Source organism: Paenibacillus sp. LRG-1 (genome assembly GCF_057220305.1).
The window spans coordinates 1,297,621-1,316,613 of the sequence record NZ_CM170126.1 but is presented as its reverse complement, the minus strand read 5'-3'; the positions used below and the strand labels follow the sequence as shown (position 1 = coordinate 1,316,613).

General features: G+C 47.5%; 22 protein-coding genes and 1 riboswitch. Of the genes, 6 read left to right on the top strand and 16 right to left on the bottom strand.

Translation table 11 applies throughout. From position 1 onward, the window contains the following. Window position 1 precedes the first annotated feature (1 nt). From ACUUJN_RS05865 to ACUUJN_RS05805, 13 genes are all read right to left on the bottom strand, one after another. Complete coding sequence (locus ACUUJN_RS05865) at window positions 2-676, bottom strand: YmfQ family protein (RefSeq protein ID WP_484669379.1); 675 nt, start codon at window positions 674-676, stop codon at window positions 2-4. Then, window positions 669-1,820 (bottom strand): baseplate J/gp47 family protein, encoded by a 1,152-nt coding sequence (locus ACUUJN_RS05860; RefSeq protein ID WP_484669378.1) that lies wholly within the window; start codon window positions 1,818-1,820, stop codon window positions 669-671. Before ACUUJN_RS05860 ends, ACUUJN_RS05865 begins: the two co-directional genes overlap by 8 nt. Beyond that, the gene (locus tag ACUUJN_RS05855) at window positions 1,820-2,290 is read right to left on the bottom strand and encodes a DUF2634 domain-containing protein (RefSeq protein ID WP_081047455.1); all 471 of its coding nucleotides are present in this window, start codon (window positions 2,288-2,290) and stop codon (window positions 1,820-1,822) included. The genes ACUUJN_RS05860 and ACUUJN_RS05855 overlap by 1 nt, the downstream gene beginning before the upstream one ends. Then, window positions 2,277-2,684 (bottom strand): hypothetical protein, encoded by a 408-nt coding sequence (locus tag ACUUJN_RS05850; protein ID WP_023987380.1) that lies wholly within the window; start codon window positions 2,682-2,684, stop codon window positions 2,277-2,279. Before ACUUJN_RS05850 ends, ACUUJN_RS05855 begins: the two co-directional genes overlap by 14 nt. Continuing rightward, window positions 2,677-3,654, bottom strand: coding sequence for an XkdQ/YqbQ family protein (locus tag ACUUJN_RS05845; protein WP_053324821.1), 978 nt, complete (start codon window positions 3,652-3,654; stop codon window positions 2,677-2,679). The genes ACUUJN_RS05850 and ACUUJN_RS05845 overlap by 8 nt, the downstream gene beginning before the upstream one ends. After that, window positions 3,651-4,295, bottom strand: a complete 645-nt coding sequence (locus tag ACUUJN_RS05840; RefSeq protein WP_061830304.1) for a LysM peptidoglycan-binding domain-containing protein — start codon at window positions 4,293-4,295, stop codon at window positions 3,651-3,653. The genes ACUUJN_RS05845 and ACUUJN_RS05840 overlap by 4 nt, the downstream gene beginning before the upstream one ends. 36 nt (window positions 4,296-4,331) lie before the next feature. Beyond that, on the bottom strand, window positions 4,332-6,104 hold the full coding sequence (locus tag ACUUJN_RS05835) for a hypothetical protein (RefSeq protein ID WP_484669377.1): 1,773 nt from the start codon (window positions 6,102-6,104) through the stop codon (window positions 4,332-4,334). A gap of 176 nt (window positions 6,105-6,280) precedes the next feature. After that, entirely contained in the window at window positions 6,281-6,715 is a 435-nt protein-coding gene (locus ACUUJN_RS05830) for a phage tail assembly chaperone (protein WP_007429164.1), read from the bottom strand. 76 nt (window positions 6,716-6,791) lie between these two features. Next, the gene (locus ACUUJN_RS05825) at window positions 6,792-7,199 is read right to left on the bottom strand and encodes a phage tail tube protein (protein WP_013309122.1); all 408 of its coding nucleotides are present in this window, start codon (window positions 7,197-7,199) and stop codon (window positions 6,792-6,794) included. A 122-nt stretch (window positions 7,200-7,321) separates the two neighbouring features. Beyond that, window positions 7,322-8,788: a phage tail sheath family protein gene (locus ACUUJN_RS05820; protein ID WP_023987375.1), complete on the bottom strand. Its 1,467-nt coding sequence runs from the start codon at window positions 8,786-8,788 to the stop codon at window positions 7,322-7,324. A gap of 2 nt (window positions 8,789-8,790) precedes the next feature. Further along, the gene (locus ACUUJN_RS05815) at window positions 8,791-9,009 is read right to left on the bottom strand and encodes a YqzN/YkzM domain-containing protein (protein WP_013309120.1); all 219 of its coding nucleotides are present in this window, start codon (window positions 9,007-9,009) and stop codon (window positions 8,791-8,793) included. Window positions 9,010-9,019: 10 nt separating this feature from the next. Further along, window positions 9,020-9,880: a hypothetical protein gene (locus ACUUJN_RS05810; RefSeq protein ID WP_484669376.1), complete on the bottom strand. Its 861-nt coding sequence runs from the start codon at window positions 9,878-9,880 to the stop codon at window positions 9,020-9,022. A gap of 470 nt (window positions 9,881-10,350) precedes the next feature. Continuing rightward, window positions 10,351-10,827, bottom strand: coding sequence for an ArpU family phage packaging/lysis transcriptional regulator (locus tag ACUUJN_RS05805; RefSeq protein ID WP_013309118.1), 477 nt, complete (start codon window positions 10,825-10,827; stop codon window positions 10,351-10,353). Window positions 10,828-11,159: 332 nt separating this feature from the next. Between ACUUJN_RS05805 and ACUUJN_RS05800 the strand changes: the two genes are divergently transcribed. From ACUUJN_RS05800 to ACUUJN_RS05785, 4 genes are all read left to right on the top strand, one after another. Further along, on the top strand, window positions 11,160-11,633 hold the full coding sequence (locus ACUUJN_RS05800) for a helix-turn-helix domain-containing protein (RefSeq protein WP_028543151.1): 474 nt from the start codon (window positions 11,160-11,162) through the stop codon (window positions 11,631-11,633). A gap of 11 nt (window positions 11,634-11,644) precedes the next feature. Next, window positions 11,645-12,070 carry an ImmA/IrrE family metallo-endopeptidase gene (locus ACUUJN_RS05795; RefSeq protein WP_013309116.1) on the top strand — a complete coding sequence of 142 codons (426 nt, stop codon included), beginning with the start codon at window positions 11,645-11,647 and terminating at the stop codon, window positions 12,068-12,070. Between the two features lie 194 nt (window positions 12,071-12,264). Next, complete coding sequence (locus ACUUJN_RS05790) at window positions 12,265-14,166, top strand: 5'-nucleotidase C-terminal domain-containing protein (RefSeq protein ID WP_484669375.1); 1,902 nt, start codon at window positions 12,265-12,267, stop codon at window positions 14,164-14,166. 243 nt (window positions 14,167-14,409) lie between these two features. Next, window positions 14,410-15,081 (top strand): 3'-5' exonuclease, encoded by a 672-nt coding sequence (locus tag ACUUJN_RS05785; protein WP_023987369.1) that lies wholly within the window; start codon window positions 14,410-14,412, stop codon window positions 15,079-15,081. Window positions 15,082-15,121: 40 nt separating this feature from the next. Here ACUUJN_RS05785 and ACUUJN_RS05780 read toward each other — a convergent pair whose 3' ends face one another. From ACUUJN_RS05780 to ACUUJN_RS05770, 3 genes are all read right to left on the bottom strand, one after another. Further along, the gene (locus ACUUJN_RS05780; protein WP_023987368.1) at window positions 15,122-16,105 is read right to left on the bottom strand and encodes a helix-turn-helix transcriptional regulator; all 984 of its coding nucleotides are present in this window, start codon (window positions 16,103-16,105) and stop codon (window positions 15,122-15,124) included. Between the two features lie 71 nt (window positions 16,106-16,176). Beyond that, the gene (locus tag ACUUJN_RS05775) at window positions 16,177-16,944 is read right to left on the bottom strand and encodes a hypothetical protein (protein WP_069081218.1); all 768 of its coding nucleotides are present in this window, start codon (window positions 16,942-16,944) and stop codon (window positions 16,177-16,179) included. 223 nt (window positions 16,945-17,167) lie between these two features. Beyond that, a complete protein-coding gene (locus tag ACUUJN_RS05770) occupies window positions 17,168-17,323 on the bottom strand; it encodes a hypothetical protein (RefSeq protein ID WP_023987366.1) in 156 nt (51 codons plus the stop codon). Between the two features lie 313 nt (window positions 17,324-17,636). On the opposite strand from ACUUJN_RS05770, the gene ACUUJN_RS05765 reads away from it, so the two are divergent. Next, window positions 17,637-18,077, top strand: a complete 441-nt coding sequence (locus ACUUJN_RS05765; RefSeq protein WP_340858943.1) for an SH3 domain-containing protein — start codon at window positions 17,637-17,639, stop codon at window positions 18,075-18,077. A 25-nt stretch (window positions 18,078-18,102) separates the two neighbouring features. Continuing rightward, on the top strand, window positions 18,103-18,807 hold the full coding sequence (locus ACUUJN_RS05760) for an AIM24 family protein (RefSeq protein WP_013309110.1): 705 nt from the start codon (window positions 18,103-18,105) through the stop codon (window positions 18,805-18,807). 79 nt (window positions 18,808-18,886) lie between these two features. Next, window positions 18,887-18,930, top strand: a riboswitch (PreQ1 riboswitch). The last annotated feature ends 63 nt before the right edge of the window (window positions 18,931-18,993 follow it).

The following is an 18,993-nucleotide window of genomic DNA, read 5'->3' as shown; positions in this document are numbered from 1 at the left end:
GTTATGCGCCACCTCCTAAATATCTATCCTGTGTTGTATGTTCATTTTCATAGAGGGTCATAGACTCAACTTCAGCAATGGTCAGGTAGCGTAATTTGTACTCCACCGCCATATGGGCGGGCTTGATCTCCTCAATGGCTTCTTTAAGATCCTCCACGTTAGGCGGAATCCCGATGGTATCCATAAATTTGACGGTAAATCCCCATTCGGCGGGATGAAAGATAACATCTACAGTGCCTCCGTCATACGCCTCCGCTACATTTTTGACAAGCCGGCCGGAAAAAGTTCCTGCCCCTCGCAGCTTCGACTCCACCACCGCACGCCGTTGGTCCAATGGCTTCGTCAGATCGGTTTCAATCCCCAGCTCCATTTCCCAGCGTTCCAACCCCCACGTGGCGGTACGTACGAAAAACTGTCCCACCGTTGCATCCATTGCAAGATACAAAGCGTCCAATTCGCTTCCTTTAGCATCCATATCGGAACGCATTACACGTGAGGTTTCATAATAGGCAGGCAAATAGGAAAGCAGCTCGCATCCCCGCTCGCTGCTCATTTGGCCCAATGTATCTCCCGCTATAGTTACCCGATTAACAAAATTGTCAATACGGTTTGCACGTTTTTCCTGCTCTGGATTGTTCAATAAATCTTCAAAGCTGTTCGTTCCATTGTTACTCACTAACGCTCACCGTCACCAGCACTGCCACCTGACCTGATCCAATCTCAATATTCTGATTGCTCTGTCCATTGATTTTCAGTTCAGAGAAATCAATAATAATCGGAATGTCCAGCAGCACAGCAGAAATCCGGGTATATCGTACCAACGGGTCTTCCTTGTAAAAAGCAAGCTGCTTCAAATACGTCCGCACACCGCTTTCAATCAGCTTTTTGATTTCATCCAGTGTGGACGGCTTCTCTTTGGTACGCTGTACCTTGACTGAGATGTTAATCTCCACTTCTGCCGCTGGCATGATCGTCACCACAGGGCCCGCTGGTGCCAGCCCTTCGCCTTGTCCATCCTGAGTCGGATCAATATACTTCTGCACCGCAGCCACGATATCCGGACTGGCCGCGCGTTTATCCGTGTCCAGCACATATAATCCTACTGTTCCCGGCCCTTTCCAGAGAGGAACTACTTCTACGCCACCAACTCCAGCAATCTCATTCGCCCACTGGGTATACTGCGCCTTGTTGCCACTGGTACCCTGGTTCCGCACCTTGGCATAAAAACGCTCCAGCAACAACTGGTCGCTCTCAACGTCTGTACCGCTTTTGGTTTCCTCCGTATTGATCACAGAGGCGACCCCGCTAACCGGGGTTGCCATCACTTGGATGACACCCGCAGGCACATTACCGCTGCGCCCGGGATTGACCGCCCGAATAGTCGCTTCCCCGGCACCTTGTTCATCCAGCGTGACCGATGCCGTGGTCGCATACTCAATGGAAGCTTCCCCGGATACATCATCTGCCGGGGTCGCCACCAACGTTCCCGCCGGGACGGTCGTTCCCGCTGTGCCCGTAAACGTGACCATACCTGAGGCAGCAACCGCTTCTCGCCGTGTCACCCCATGCTCTGCTGTCCGCAAATCCAGCTCTGGCGAGCGAAAATCCGGGTTGTCGCTGGCAGCAGTGCTGGCAAAGCCACGTCGCAGTAGCTCCTGCGCCCAGATTGCCGCTTCGGATAGCATAAACGCTACCGGCGCCTGCGCATCCCAAATAAAAGAGCCCTCGGACTTATCCATGTCCGAAGGCACTTTTTCCAGCATCCGATTTAAAATTTCCTCTTCCGTCTGGTCTACCAAATATTCCGGCAAGTCTGCCATTAGATCACCACACTTTCCACAATTTCCGTTTCGTCTCGCACGTTCGTAATCTGGCAGCTAAAATGGCATGCCTCACCTTCCCAGCGAAACGTGAATTGATCCACACTAGCCGTACGTGCATCTGCTAATAACGCCTCCGTGACCATACGTTTAATTTCACTTTCCTGCACACCGTGCCCATAGCTGCTGCCAATCAGCTCCTCCAGCTCACTCCCATAGTCAGGCGAATAGATCACATGCCGGTAGCGAGGAGTGCGAATCGCTTTTTCACACCACTGTACCCAGGCTTCTTTCTCGCCTGTAGTCACGATTTTACGGCTAGGGCTCATAACAAACTCACCAGCTTCAAAATCAAACCGCCAGCTTCGACCAAATACTGCACGGTTATCCTCCAGTACATCCGGGTCGGTCATATCCGTGTCTGTCCAGATCATATCATCCGTTTCGGGAAACAAATTAGCCACGTCCATTCACCACCTTGCATACGACTACCACATCATTGCCGCTATTCACCCGAACCGCCAGTACACGATCTCCGGGCTTGAGTCCTTCGTTCAAACTGAGATTCACATCCTCCAGCTCGTCTTCCCCGATATAAAAGGAAGTTTTCAGCTCTTTGCCTTCCCAATTTTCCGATTCCACTGCGGTTGAGGTGCCTTTATACATATGGCGTGGTACAGATAGCAGTCCCGGCAACTCCGCGACCAGATAATCCTGAAGCTCATGTTTAAAATCGTCCAGCTTGAGTCCCGTGGAGGTAATCGTGCCTAATACCGCGCCCACTCCACTCAGTGCTTGCTTGGTATGCTTATGAAATGAAGATTGCAGCGCGGTCGCCAAATGCCCGTAGGGGTCCTTATTCAAGGTAAAACCTCCTTTTTACATCGTCATACGTTCCGAGCTCCAGCGACATACTGCCGGGGTTACCTAATTCCCTGCTCACCGAAATGACCAATAACTTTATGGAGCCTAACATTACCGCGTCTCCTGCTCGAATCGTGTTCATATCCGGTGCATTTACCGATATCGTTTGTTGTATGCCTCTCAGCTTACTTTTGGCCAACTCACGTGCTGCTGCACCAGACTTGACCTCGTCATCCTGCACAATCACCTGAAGTGTCCCATATTTGGCAATGTCCTTCTCCTCAAGCGCCATCACCTTGGACGGTACCTCATTGCCTGATTCACTGGCAGCCGTAGCCAGTACCTTCACTCTTGTGGCCGCACCTTCCAGCGTACGGGACTGTGTCGTATCAGTCACTCTCTCCAAAACATACACATCTTTGTTCGTTCCCAGCTCGTACAGCTCCAACCCGGAAGAAATCATCCGTGGATGATACAGCTTCCCTCCCGCCTTTGCCGTTTCGCGCAGATCTCCCAGCATCATAGAATAGATGGATTGTGTGCGGTATACGGCGCGTCCCAGCGTTTTTTTCGTATCTGGCAATGAAGCGATTTTCAGCTTCCAGTCCCTAGCATACTTCTGAAAACGCTGAGTAGCCGTCTGCTTAGCAGGGAGTAAATATTCATCCTCGGACTTGTCTAAATACACTGTACGGTCATATAACGTCAACGTCATACGTTTGAGCCCGTTGTTAGAGGTTTCTACTTCCCAGATCACTGCTGGAGACAGCAAGGGGACATAATCCTTTTTGCCATAAGGAATTCCGCTAACCCGAATGGACATCCCAGGGGAAATGGCGGGCATATCCGGAGTAACGACCAGATTGACCGTGCCCTGATAGGCGATTTGCTCCAGCGAATCCCTCAAATTAATGTTCTCCACGAGAGGAGATAAATCATATTTATCCTGTAAAATGACTTTGTAGCTCATGATAACACCAGCTTTTGACCCGGTTTAATTGCATTCGGATTTTGTCCAATGACCTTTTTATTAAGCTGATAAATACGACTCCATTGCGAACTGTCCCCCAACTCCAGCTTGGCAATTTTGGACAAGGAATCACCCGACTTAACCGTATATGTTTTTTTCTTTTCTTTCATATCTGTGCGAGGTTTTTTGTTGACCGCAGCCGCCTTACTTCCCGTGACGCCAGCTTTTTTGGCAACTTTCATATCACTCCAGGTCCGTAGTGACAGATCAAAATTCACATCCCCATACTCGCCGCCGCGAAAGATCGAATTATGAGATGCCACAATTACTGGCACATTCACGGCTGTCTCCGTAATAATAAAACGTAGCGGGTTCTTGGATAGTAAAAAGCCATTCAACGTGTTCATGGCCTCCTGAGGATCAGGGATATCTTTGTAAGTGCAATACGCTGGATTGTATTCTTTCGGAAAAAAAGAAGAGAAGGAGATTTCCTTCACCTTCTCCCCTTGTGGGAAGTCAAACTCCCCATAGGATAAAATCGTCGTTGTATCAAATCCCTTTTGCCGTGAGATCGTCACTTCCTCAGGATTTACTGGAAACTGAAACTTTTTTCCTTTACCATCCGTCAAACTAAATTCCATCTCTTTCCTCCTTCCCCGTTGCTACCATCTACTCCATTACATAGCTCCAGCGCCTGCTGGCTTGGTGTTCTGCGTTGCACGCAGAATTTCAGCTTTGAGACGGTAGCCAATTTGCGTAATAAGCCCATCCACATCCAGCTTGTTCTCATGTACAGTGACCTGTACAGCCCCCGCAGGAAGATTGAATTGGTTGGTGGTTTCCGTTTTAAAATCCTTCAAAAAGCCAGACAGTGTTCCCATTTGTTCAGGACTGATCTGAACTACTTGAGGTGTCGGATTACCATTACCTTTGCCTTTAGCTTTGGCTCCATTGTTCGCATGAGCCGCAGTATTTAGTAGTGGGTTTGGATTGACTCCCTGGTTAGCTATAGCCATCGGTCCATAAGGATTAGGGACGCCTTTTGCACCTGGTTGCGGAGGTACGTTTGCAACTGCACTAGCACTATAATTTATAGCCATAGGCGTTAAGGGCTCAAATGACTTACCTAAATTCGAATGAGGTGGGATTGCTGGTTTAGAGGTTGCTGGTTTAGGTACTTCAGGCGGCTTAGCTGGCTCTTTCTTAGGTTCATCTTTTTTACCAAAAGAAAAGAAATCAGAAAAGCCTTTACCGAAGTCTCCAGCCTTATCCGAAAGCCAACCTGTGACCTGGGAAGCTTTTTCTCCAAGAAATTTACCAGCGGACTTCGCTTTGTCTATCATGGCTGGACCATAATCTGAGACTAATCCACCAATTTTTCCACCAACAAAGTCTCCCGCCATACCCCCAAGTGTAGAGCCAACCACAGTACCAATACCCGGAAGCAAAAATGAACCTATAGCTCCGCCTAATGCAGAACCAGCAGTCCCACCAACTGTGGAACCGATAGCTTCTGCACGTTCTTTACCGGAGGTAGCCTTCGCGATGTTCACAATATCCATTCCATAGCTTAAAGGTCCCAACAGTTTTTTTGCTCCACCTTTTAAAAAGTTCTTAAATAGGCCTGATCCAGCTTCCTCAGCTGCACCAGCAGTGCTTGGGTTTATAATGCTAGAAGCGGCGCTAGAAACTGCATCTATAGCAGTACTGCCACCACTTTTAATATTCCCAATTATTCCACCGCCGCCTTTAAAAAAATCCATTCCGCCTTCCAGCATATCTCCAGTACCGCCGAAACTTTCAAGAACTTCACCAGCAGCCTTACCTAGACTACCTTTATTATTCCATATTTTTTTTGCTCCATTTACTAATTTTTGCCTTTTTGTAGTCCCCCCGACTGGTCCAGCTTCAGTCCACACTTTTTTTAAATCTTTGGCTTTAGTTTTTAATTCAGAAAATCCCTTCATGCCTTCGCCAAACTTTTTGACACCCCCGAGGGTGTCTTTAAGATTTTCTAAAAAACCCTTGGGCTCTTCTTCTTTCGTCTCACCACCGAGTTTCAGAGAGCCTAACTTAGTACTTAAATCCGCAATAGCGGCCGTATTGGCCTCTACAGCAGTAGTATTTGCTTTCAAAACCGTACTCAGGTTGTTATCAGACTTAACCGGACCTACTTTAGCAGTGCCGCTATTCACCTTCACATTTACATTCCCCGAGGCGTTAATAATCTGGGATTTGACCCGGTTAATCTTGTTCAACAGATTATCCAATCCTTTGGAAGCCATATCGTTCAGCACAATTTCCGGGGCCATGCGAGTGCGGCCGATTTTCAACACACGTCCTTGAATCCGCTCAAAATAGCGTTCCATTGCGCGCAATTCTCTGTTCGCCTTAATGACGTTTTTAGGATCAATCACAAGGTTCATGCGGTAATTTAATGCTTCTGCCATCTATCATGTTCACCTCCTTGTTTATGCTTTTGAAGCTGCTATGCTATCCATTTCCTGTTCGGCAAACGCCAGCAGCAGCATGCGCTCACCACGGGGAAGCCGCCAAAAGTCTCCGGGGCGGAGGTGGTGCCGGACCCACAAGTGGTACAGCATCGTCGTCATTCCCCCGGAGCTGATTAGTTTTTTAGATCAGCAATCTCAACACCAAAACCGGACAGTTCCAGCACCTTATCCCCTACTGCATCCAGTTCACCCGCCAGCAGCATACGGCGGACAGACTGTTCGCCACCGGACAGCTTCAAGCGGCTTGTAATCCGGGGATCGCCCCAACCGTTAAGGGACAGGCCCTTCACTTCCAGCTTTCCAGTAGCTTCCGAAATCAACAAGGCGTTGAACGTTTCAGTATCTACCTTCTCATCCACTGCACCTTTCACAGTCCGTCGAATCGTGCAGCGTTCACGAATGCTGTCCACCTTACTGGAGGTCAGGCCGTGCAGCACAATTTTCATGTCGAGGCGCTTGATGCGGACCGTTTCCTCAGGTAGTTTTTCAGCAGCTTCAAACAGGCTGTCCAAAATTTGTTCTTCTGTCATATTCTCATTCAAGCTCATAAGTCATTCTCCCTTATTGTTCATTTGTATTTGGGGAACGGAACGCTTGACAGCATCCCATCCCCCGTCTTCCAATTTAGTTTGCTACAATCGGATCAAGCAGCTCATAACCTTCAAAGGTGAAGGTCGTTTCTTCCTGTACTTCTTCTCCTGCTGTCCAGTTGGCCAGTTGGATTTTGTCAGCAGTGCAACGAATGAGACGAATACTTTCATGTCCGAAGGCTTCTGGATCATCCAATTTAGTAATAATCTCAAAACGGTTAAAACCGCGACGAATCATATCGGATGTGACCTTGTAGCCACTCATTGTTCCCGTTCCCTTTTTGATACCGCGCTTGTGCACCTTCCACTCATTGCCCACGAGATTCAGCTCGCGTTTTTCCATTTCCACGCTGGCTTCCAGCTTGTTGATATTCGTCTGCCACACCCCGTCCACATGCGCCTGACCATACGTACCTAAAATGACTCTTGAAGCATCCAACATTTCTTTTTCCTCCTCAAAATGATTCATAATATAGTTCGGGATTTCACAAAATCCTCGTTGTTAACAAGCTACACCATTTCTGCTGATTGCCTGCGAATTGCTTATACACGTAAAATGCTTATTTATTGCACGTAAAATGTGCCGAACAGTTGTTCCATCACGTCGGTGAGCTTCACGTTCCATTGCAGGAACACTTGATCCGGCTCCGGTTTGATAACTGGCGCATCTCCGTAGTAAGCTGGGTCGAGAATGACATCGTAGCCGTCTGCTTCGATGACGTTGCTCAGCGACAGCTGTGCCAGGTATTCTTTGATCGCACCGATAAGCGCCAGACGACCTTCCACCGTGTTGTTGATTTTGCCAATGTAAGTCTCTTCGGCTGCACGCTGCAAGTCAGCATTAATAGCATCCATGACACGGATGGAACGAATTTTCTTCCATGCATTGTTTTGTCCAGCAGCCGGGTTCACCAAGCTGTTGATGCCACGCAGCGCTTTGACCTGACGACCATCGAAGAACAATAGGAAGACACCATTACGGACTGCCTGCTCCTGCTCGGAACGTGTCCAGCGACGGGTCACATCCTCAAAAGGTGTAACCGCATACGTTGCCGATTGATTCAGACGTTGGCCTGCAATCAGCCCGGCTACATAAGCAGCCGTTTGGGCGGAACTGTAGTCCGTACCTGCCAGACGTACGCCTGTACCGACGTTCACGATACCTTCATGGTTCAGCGCCAGGGAACGTGCAGAGGCCAAGCTGACGGCTGTTTTGGACACATCATCTGCCGCAGAACCGCCGAATACAGCGATTACGCCTTTACCTTCGTTGCGGACACGCTTGATCCAGGCAGCAAAGCTTTGCAGCAATGCCAGATCAGCTGCATAATCCAGAGCCAAGACATTAAATTCCTGTCCTTCAAGTGCCTCCTGCATCGCGATGTAATCGGCATTAACCAACTTGCTATTGCCGCTGTTGCCGCCAGTGAGGTGTACGCCGCTGACATCCACCGGAATGCCGCCGTCGCCAACAACCTCGGCCTTCACCCATACGTTTTCGCTGTTCTCGTTCATGGCCTTGGCAATAGAGGCTGCTGTACCGTCACTGCCTTTGTACGTGCCGAGTAGCTTGGTTCCTTCATAGAGGCGCACCTCACGAGCTTGCTCATCACCCAAAGTTGGCTGTACAGTTACAGCGAAACCATTACCGCGGCTACCTGTGTACAAAGCCTTCAGGCGCAGCACATCCGCCGGGGTCGCACCGCCGCTTTTCAGCGTCACAGATGCTTCAGCAGCTGTATCATCTGCCAAACGGTAGGCTAGCAGCTTTTTCGGACCGCCCAGCAAAGCCAGATACAGCGTCGAATACGCGGTCGCACCGTCCAGACTGTCACCGGAAAAGATTTGGCTGATTGCCGTTTCACTGCCGATCTCTACAAACTCACGTACAGGGCCCCAATTCGCCTTAACGGGTACAACGACCGTACCACGTGACCCACCTTGAATTGCTGAAGCTGCTGCTGCCTGAAAATTCATATACAAACCCGGCAATACCGGTTTATTCGTGTTTTCCCATGTTCCGCCTGCCATAATTAGTCCACCTTCGCTTTCATAAATTGTTCGATTTTAGTGTGTGCTTCTGCTACCGTAAACAGCTTGTCCTGTGTGCCAAAAAATGCGCCTGCCAGCACTTCTTCTTTCACGGAAAACAATTGTTCTGCGTGCTCCTTTAGCTCCTCCAGCGTATAGCGGGGGCCGCTTGCTTCCTGCCCGGCATATACCGGGGCCTTCTCATGGTTTTCCAAGGTCACTCGGACCACCTCATTTCAAAATAGGATGAATTTCCACTCTGCGAATCAACGCTGCTTCCTCGGCTGGGCGCATACGCCGCTGTACCAGCATCAGCCGAAGCTGACCGTCTAAAATGGCATCTGCCTGCAAATCAGCTGAAGCTTCAGCTGTAGACATATAACGGCCCTTGTCCTGATCCAGAGGAAGCTGGATTTGAGCGGCAAAGCCCTCGATCAGTGCGGAAGCTGCGCGGTTTTCTTCAGTGGTGTCTGGGGCGGTAATATGCCCGATGAACCGTTTGCGCAGCTCATACATGGAGGCTCCCGCCATCCTAGTTTCGCAGCCGCTCATCCGCCACAGTACCGCGTGCCGTCCCGGCTGTGCGGGCCAAGCGTCGGCGTATACCGACCACGTTTCGCCCAGTTGCTTCTGCGTCCAGCGGACCAGCGCGGCCAGCCACTCTTCCGGCTGTGTAGCACCGTTTGCTGGAACGGCCGAACCACCTTCCGTCTCAGGCACATACACGCCAAAACGCAGCGTTCTATAGGCCTTGCCCGTAACAGTGTCCAGCTTTTCTGCATCCCGCACACCCAAATAGTGCGCGGTAAAAGCCGATGTGTCCTCACCTGCACCTGTCACTGGTTCCCGGTGCAGCCCGGAAATCAGGGCATTCGCCCATACATCAGCCTGCGCCAGCCCGGCTTGTCCTGCGTACAGTTTGATGCGAACAACCTGCCGATAGCCGGCCCAGGAAGACTTCCAAATTTCCTCGCCCAGCGCCATAACAGCATACGGCTCCTCTGCCGTCTGCGACGGTGGCTGAACATCGTATACACGCCCTTGCAGCGCTGGAATAATTTCAATGAGCTTTTGCTTAAAGGCTTGTCTCATCCTGCGGCATGCCACCTTTGCGTCCCCTGCGTTCGCATGTTGTGGCTATTCAGCCAGGCTTTTTTCCACTTTCGTGTTCTCATCCGGCGCAGCCTCGTACTCATGCATTGCAGCATCCCTTGCTTAGGCAACACGACTCCTCCTTTCTGTACAACGAATTCCCGGGAACCGACAGAGACGATCACCGCATGAAAAAACCGGCCCTAATGGCCGGCTAACGTTTGACTGTGTGTGTCTTCGGTATGTCCTCTTGTCTTGATTCCCGATGATATAATCTTACACCCTAATAACGAATGCGTTGCCGGGGAAATGGACGATAAAAGCAGAGACTAGGGATGATGTTGGGAGGTTTTTAGAGAACATATGTTCCTATTATAAAAAAAGGCCTTGATCCCTGTTATTACAGGAAATCAAGGCCTTTTAGGAAACCATTTTAAAATAGAAATGAGAACAAGTGGATAATTATTACATTAACCCAGTTTTCGATCCGCGCCCTTCTGCAAGCCTGCCAAATTTAAAACGCCTTGGTCCGCCAGTGCAAGCGCCATTTTGTAAAAAGCACGCGTACGAAGCTTCGTGTACGTATCCTTGCTGACCGGAGGGTCCAGTACGTAATTGTAAACCTTGTAATCAAACACATCGTCATCCTTTAAATAACGTTCACGGATGAGCAGCTGTTCGCGTTCATTCAAGCGACTCACTACGGCATCCACCATTTCGCAGTAGGCCAAGCGGGCGGCAGGAGCATCTACATTATATACGGCTGTCCGGGCCGTTGGATCGCTTGTCACATTCGTTGGGCCGTTCGGGCGATCCGTATAGCCAGCCGTAATAAAGCTCTCCCGATCCATAAAAGTAATCGTTTTATAAATTCGGTATTTCTCAAACACACCCTCCAATGCATTCTGCGTTTTGCGACGGTCCAATTCGGGTAAGTTATTTCTCATGTAAAGCAACACTCCTTATCTTATGCCTTTTGACAATGATGTATTTTTAAATGAGGATTTTGCACTTCGAAGCGATTGGAATCGAATTTTGCAAAATCCTGAAATAGAAAAACGTTCGTGTTTACATTGTGTTCCCCTTTTGTTCGTATCTTGAGTATAACATAACATTATTTAGGATAGGTATCCATCGTCAAAAAAAGCAGTATAGCTCTAAAAACAGGATATTCGCTTTATTTTCCTATGCCTTTTGGCATATTACGTGCTTTTACTATTTACCTAATGGTATAATAAAACTAGTATCTATGATTCTCTTGCAGAAAGGAGCCCCCATTGTGGAACAGCCAGCATTCGGAACTTACTTAAAACAGCAGCGTGAGCACAAGCAATGGAGCATCAACCAGTTGGCAGATGCTGCAGGTATAAGCAATTCACAAATTTCCCGCATTGAAAATGGACTGCGCGGAATCCCCAAACCCTCCACTCTCCGCAAAATAGCGGACGCGCTTAGCGTATCCTATACCGAAATGATGAAGGCCGCCGGATATTGGGGAGATGATGATTCAATGGAGCAAAATCCACATGAACTTTATCGTTCTACTGTGCCGGAATGGGCAACCTCCAAAGACCGCCGGGATTTTAAAAAAATGCTGGAGGAAGACGACGAATTAATGTTCGATGGCATTCCGCTGGATGAAAAAGACCGTCAACGGATCAAGGACGTGCTGACAGGTCTGTTCTGGGAAGCCAAGCAGATGAACAAACATAAAAAGCCCAAAGAGCCCCAAGCGGGCAAAGATCAGGGATAGTAGGTGAGCGCATGAACGAACTCATTCACAAACTTGTCCGAAAATACCGTACCAACTGCCCCTTCGATATTGCGAAAGCTTTGGGTATCCATATCCGATACTGCGATCTAGGCCCCACAACCAAAGGGCTTTATTACCACAAGCTGCGTAGAAGATTTATCGTTATCCACAATGGCCTCACACCCGAATGGGAACGGTTCGTCTGTGCGCATGAATTGGGACATGACCGACTGCATAAAGGCATTAGCCGCTTTTTTATGGAGGAGCACTCCTACTTTTCTCCAGGAAAATTTGAACAACAGGCCAATCGGTTTGCCGTGCTTTTGCTCAGTGAAGGAAAACCGCCACTAGCTGACGAAACGTTGGATCACTATTTACCCCGTATCGGGCTGCCCAAAGAGACTGCCCTTTTTTTTGACTACAAAACAGAACGTTAGTTCTCATTACATGAGTTACTGTTTATTACTTCCTCTACAATATAGGTAACTAGACGGTGGATTTAACAACCGATATCTCAAAAAATTTTAGTGCTTTGATATAAAATAGAAGTTATTTTTACAATCATCTGATAAAATGTGGTCGTAAGCGGTTTCTCTAATTCATTTATTTTATGGGAGGTTGAAGGAACAACATGAACTCATGGAAAAAACTCTCGTCGATCCTGACGACTGCCGCGCTTCTACTTGGTTGTCTCGGTACAGCAGCAGCAGACCCAGCAACCAATGTGGGAACAGCTGGAACGGCAACGGCTCCAGTCAGCGGTAAACACATCACCATCCTACATACGAACGATACCCATGCCCACGTGGTCGCAAACGACAAGGAAATGGGATTCGCCAAGCTGGCGGGTATCATTGATCAGTATCGGGCTTCCAATCCCAATACACTGCTGCTAGATGACGGGGATACCGTTCATGGAACGACCTTCGCTACTTTGGTTAACGGCGAGAGCATTGTGAAAGTGATTAACAAGCTGCGTTATGATGCTATGGTTCCGGGTAACCACGAGTTTAATTATGGTTGGAAGCATCTTGTTAAGCTAAGTAAGGAGATTCAGTTCCCTGTGCTCAGCGCCAATATTAAACAAACAGACGGAACACGTTTGTTCAAACCCTATGTTATTAAAGAAGTGGACGGCGTTAAAATCGGTATTATCGGTTTGACTACGCCAGAAACAGCATATAAGACTAATCCCAAAAATGTTGAGGGTATTCAATTCACCGACCCTGCGGCTGAGGCCAAAGCGGCTGTTGATGAAATCCGCAGCAAAGTAGATGTCGTTGTTGTTCTTGGTCACCTGGGGCAGGATGCGTCTAGTAAGGACACCAGCCTTAAGGTAGTTAAGGAAGTGCCTGGCATTGATATTTTCATCGATGGACACAGCCATACCGTTCTGGAAAAAGGCTTGATTAGTGACAATGGTACATTGATCGCTAGCGCAGGTGAATACACCAAGTATCTGGGTGTTGTGGACTTATGGGTCGACGGCGGTAAGGTTACGCAAAAGCAAGCCAAGCTGATTGATTCGACTCAAGCAGTCGACGTTCAGCCCAACGCTGAAATTGCTGCATTGATCGCCTCCATTCAAAAGGACCAGGAACCTATTCTTAAAGAGGTTGTAACGCAAACAAGTGTGGATCTGGAAGGAGCACGCGAAAAGGTACGTGCAAGTGAAACCAATCTTGGCGACCTGCTCACCGATGCTATGCGTGATGTTTCGGGAGCAGACGTGGCTTTAACGAACGGTGGCGGCATACGGGCTTCCATCAAGACGGGGACAGTAACCAAGGGAGACATCATCACTGTGCTGCCCTTCGGCAACCAGATCGTTACCCTGAAAGTGAAGGGCTCTGACATTCAGGCCGCACTGGAAAATGGTACAGCCTCCTATCCAGAGCCAAGCGGAGGTTTCCCACAGGTATCAGGTATCTCGTTCAAAATAGACACATCAGCAGCCAAAGGGAGCCGTGTTCATTCCATCCTGATCGGCGGGAAGACACTTGATCCTGAGGCAACATACACACTGGCCACCAATGATTTTACTGCCGTAGGTGGTGACCAATATACGATGTTCGCTAAATATCCACAGGCAGGTATGTTCGGCTCGCTTGACGAAGCGTTAATTCGCTACATGCAAAAGGTGGGCTCCGCTAGCCTGCAAGTACAAGCGGACGGTCGCATTCAAGAAGCCAAGGCTGATGGTAAAACTTCTGTCCCTGCCACACAAGCTGCGCCATCTGCTTCAACGGCAACACCCGCACCTGTGCAGGAAAAGCCGCAATCCGTCCCTACACCGGCTGCGAAACCAGCACCCGCAAAACCGGCACCGGCAAAGTCTCAAACAGCCAAGCCACAGCAGACATCCGCCTCTGCACAAGTTACAAATAGCCATGTATATGTTGTGAAATCCGGGGATACGCTGTATGACATTTCCCGCAAACATGGTACCACCTGGCAACAGCTTCAGCAGTTGAATAAGTTGAAGAATCCTCACCGCATTTATCCGGGACAAAAGTTAGACCTCCCGGCCTAATTCAATAGCTAGCAAAAACAGCGTCCGGAATCCTAGTGGTTTCGGATGCTGCTGTATGTCAGGCGTTTTTAGATATGCGATAGTCCAAGCTCATTTGGACATCGCATATTTTTTTTAAAAGCAAACCTTTTAACCGCTGACAAGTTGTGAACCGAGAGGTATGATGGAGAAGAGTCATTCGGGCAGAGAACATTCGTCCCGATACCCATCGGGATCAGTTATATGTGTGGAAGGAGTCCAGAAATGCAATACATTATTTACGATCTTGAATTTACCGTTAGCCGTAACGCCAGATATTCCTCCGAAATCATTGATATCGGTGCCGTCAAAGTTGTTCAGGGAGACGATGGCCTATACGTTGCGGATACGTTTCACAGTTTTGTAAGGCCCTCGAATCGGCCTGTACTCTCTACAGATACCGTTCAGTTCACGGGTATTACTCAACGAGACATTGATGCCGCCCCACTATTCCCTGAAGCTGTGAAGCAATTCATAGCCTGGCTCGGTACGGATTCCCCTTATTATTTATGCGCATGGGGCCCGGATGACCGTCAGAAGCTGGTATCCCATTGTCGTACCCATCATGTAGATCTCGGATGGATTCATAATACAAATGATATACAGAAGCAGATTTCCCGTCTGTTTAGTTCCAATGGAAAGTACCGTCAGTTGAGCCTGTCTCAGGCGCTGGAATTGTGCAACATTGACTTTGACGGTCAACAACACCGGGCACTGGATGATGCCGTGAACACCGCACAGGTTTTCATGTACCATTTTGATCGTATTACATTAGTTCATAATGCTGCTGACGATGAGGAAAGCCGCGGCTCGAAGCTCGTCTACTCCTCACCAGAAGAAGAACAGGAGCAGTACAGTCCTTTTGGCAATCTCGCCAACCTGTTTAAAGACCGTTAAACGGATAGCTCCCCGGCCCGTTCCGGGGGATCTCCCCCTGTTATTCTTGATTTCCTGCCTTTTTATCGAAATAGAATGCTCCCCAGGTCCGCAGCATTTCTTGCATTCGTTTGCGGTACCGTAAAGGCTCCAGGATCTCGGCCTCAGCTCCATAGGAAGTGAGCCAATCCAAAAATTCACGGTCATGATTGACCGTCACCTCAAACAACAAACTTCCATCCGGCAAATCCTTAAGAAAAGGCTTGATGAACAGCTCCTCTTCTTTGACCCGATATACAGACTCGGCAGAAAAACGTACCACAAACCGGATATTCTGATTTCCTTTGGTCACCGACCAGGTCCCTTTAAAAAACATTTCCATTTCAGTTGTATTTTTTTGAAACGTATACGGCAAAATTCTCATGTTCCGAAAGCGGCTGATCCGAAAGGTTCTCATAGCGGAGTGCTTGTGACAAAAACCAAGCATATAGAATCGCCGATCCTGCGGAACCAAACAATAAGGATCTACCTGAACTAGGGATACATTTTCATTTTGAGGCGAGCTGTATTCCGCTTCAATCGTCTGCTGCGTAAGACTCGCCAAAACAATCAGCCTGAGCAGATAGGGCTGGTTTTCCCGATCAAGTGTCGAGCCGAGCCGGATGATATTTTTCATTTCCTGCGCGAAGCTCGTCTGGTCCATCTTTTTTTTCTGACTAGAGGCCATCACTTTCTCATAAGCACTTTCAAAAGCTGGCGGTAAAAGAGGCTTTACCGTTTCCATAATCTCTCCCAGCTTGGTAAAAGCCTCTACCTCTTCTTCCGTCCAATTCAGAGGATACAAAGCAAAATTACTAATAAAAATGTACCCTTTTCCATGCCCCATATTCGTAATCGGAATATGCATAGCGCTTAACGCCTCCATATCCCGGTATATAGTACGTTCTGATGTTTCACAACGTTCGGCAAGCTCTCTTGCCAATATCCCCGGATTTGCCTGAACAATAGTAATAATCCGCATTAAACGTATCAACCGATCAGTCAAGGAAGTCTCTCCTTTACAAAAAGATAGTAAATTAGACTCACTATATTACACAAATAAACTAGCATAATTGCCTATCTTAAAATATCATTTTCAGTAAAATGAACATCTCCTACCGATATTGCTTTATTAAAAATGACCTTAGAACTATACGCTGTGAATGAGACAAAAGTACCACTCCATTTATTGCGTATGGCCAGAATTAACTCGGCTTCCTGCAGGTAGTCCATGTCATCGCTTCTTGCTGCAAGTATAAGTAATTCATCTGCTTGTCTGGTAAGGATGAACGCCCCTCGCTCATATTCCCCTTTCTCGTACATACGCAATGCTTTTTTTACAATAGGGGACGTCTCATTCAGCTTTATGTATTTTTCCACCTTCGGGTTGGATGGAATGCTCAGCAGACCAAGATGATGCGTGAAATGGATATAGAGCTGGTCTGTCCGGATCAGCGTTCGCTTTTCCTGCGATGGCTTGCGCCAGCTCCACTCCATCATTCCAATCGTATGTCTTCCGGACGAGTGAGCCGGTATAGAAAACGTTAAAATAGCCTGTCTATATTTTCCCCGCCGCACATCACCACAGTGAACAAACATGCTATCTCCGTTTTCTGAGCGTTTAAAACCGAGCCTCACCCCTTCAGCTTTTAATAGACTTACCCCGTTTTCTGGAATGAACTGGAGTTGAAGGTCACATCCCGCTGCTTTCGGTATTAGATTTCCTTTTCTTTTACGTATAGCTCCATAGCCCCATTCTATCAGTAGATTTACTTGTTTGGACCCATTCGCAGATATAGACTCTTTGTCCCATGTGCACGTTACATTGAGCATTGACTTCACCACTGGTAAATTCCCCCTAAAAGAACATGTAACTCTAAATTAACAGTGTTATCTGACACTATATTGTCAGGGAACGTATGTTTGATTGTGAAAATTATACATGGGAATCTTTATGAAGGGGGACCTAGTTTGGTAAATAACATTTTAAACCATTTCAATTACATAAATGCGCAAAAATAGCCCGGCATATGCCGGGCTATTTTATAGTCTACTTCTATATTTATACTTATGAGATTGTAGTTTCTGTTAAAGAAACTTTCGTTTTTGTGCAAATATCAGATATAGGAGCAAAAGTAGTGCTATCTACAACGAGATCCTTTGATAACGGCTTTCCATTTACAGTGATTTTTAAAGTTTTATAGTTTTGTTCTCTCTCATTCATCTTGCAAAATCTCCTTCTATATCAATTTTTAATATATTTCAGTTCATATATTCAACTTAAGCCCTGATCAGGTGCGGATCGTTCTTTACTCGTATGCTGGAAAAAATGCCGGAATGTTGCCGCTTCCTTGATATACCCGTTTTAAGGTACACTTAAACTAATATATCGACTTTTTTTGAGAACATTTTCTCCGTATTTGTCGTCCATTTATTCTAAAATCTGCATCCGAATCGTTATATTATACGTAACCATGTCATATGGGTAATGATCTGTATCACCTAACATCTTGGTTTATCAAAAGGGGGAACATCTCTTGGCACGACCAACTTGTCGTTTTGCTTTGTACCGCCGCATTGTCTGCACTGCTATAGCACTTTTGTTTATTTTTGGGATAACTCGTGTACCCGAAGTACATGCTGCTTATTGGGATGATGTGTATCAAGGCTTCGAGCAATTTTCGCGGTTGCCCGGTGATGTGTACCAGCTCAAGGAAAGCTACCGACAAACACAGGAAGATCTGGAAAAGGCTCGTAACAACTTAGAGGCCTATCAGGAGCAAAACGCCCAATTACTGGAGCAAAACCGCAAGCTGACTGACACTGTCACAGAATTAAAAAATCTTCAAACCCAGCGCGATCAGGCTTCACACCGAAATAAAATGCTCATCATCACAGCTATAATTCTGCTGGCCGGTTATTTTATCGGTATCCGACTGTTGCGTTACGGGATGCGTCGACGTTCGGGAAGGTACTAACTGTCTGAAAGGATGAAAGGTCTGAATGGACATACAAGCAGGACAACACCATGATGAAAGCGTCGGTTCGGTCGTAACGCTCGATCTGGCGGAAGGAGAAAAGCTGCATGTTCTGCATCCGCAGCAAATCATCGCATACCGCGGACCCAGCTCAGGCCGTAGTGATAAACTGATGAATATTAAGGGCATGTATCGCAAACACAAACTGATTCAAGCCGATTTCACAGGAGCTTGTCGCCTAATTGCCGCACTTCCGCCTGGCTTTAGTCTAAAAATGATTAAGCTTGAAGGGAGCGATGATCTGTTATACGATTTTCGCAACCTGTTCTGGTACAGCTCCGGTATTCAAATGCGTACCAAGCTGCTAAGCATGAAAAACATGTTGTTTAGCCGCGATGTTATAAAAATGAAATTCGATGGTGTTGGTCAAATCGGTCTTTTGACGCAGGGATTGGTATGTCAAGAACAGCTTCATCCGACAGAGCCGATATATGTGGATGCAAGCAGCGTCATTGCCTATCCCGAAAACGCTAAACTGGAGTTGACCGTGTACGGCAATCATCTGGCCAGCCAGCATATGAACTATCATTTTAAAATGACCGGACAGGGTACCGTACTATTTCATGCTGGGGAACATCATCGGCGGCTTCAACAGGATATGAACGACGATGGCGTGATCAAGCGATTTTTACGGGAAGTCATTCCATTTGGTGGAGTGTTTATCAAATAGCCCTGCCATGCTATAATGACAATGCTATAGCCGTCTGTCCTCATGGCAGATACTAATGGAGAAAATCCATGCGTCATGCATGGGAGAGGTTCGCGAACTCCCTCTATAAAAAACTAACGATGCTTTGTCCTCCGCAAAAAAAATGAATTCGCGGGGCAAGGCCTGTTTTTTGTTGAAGTCGGTTCA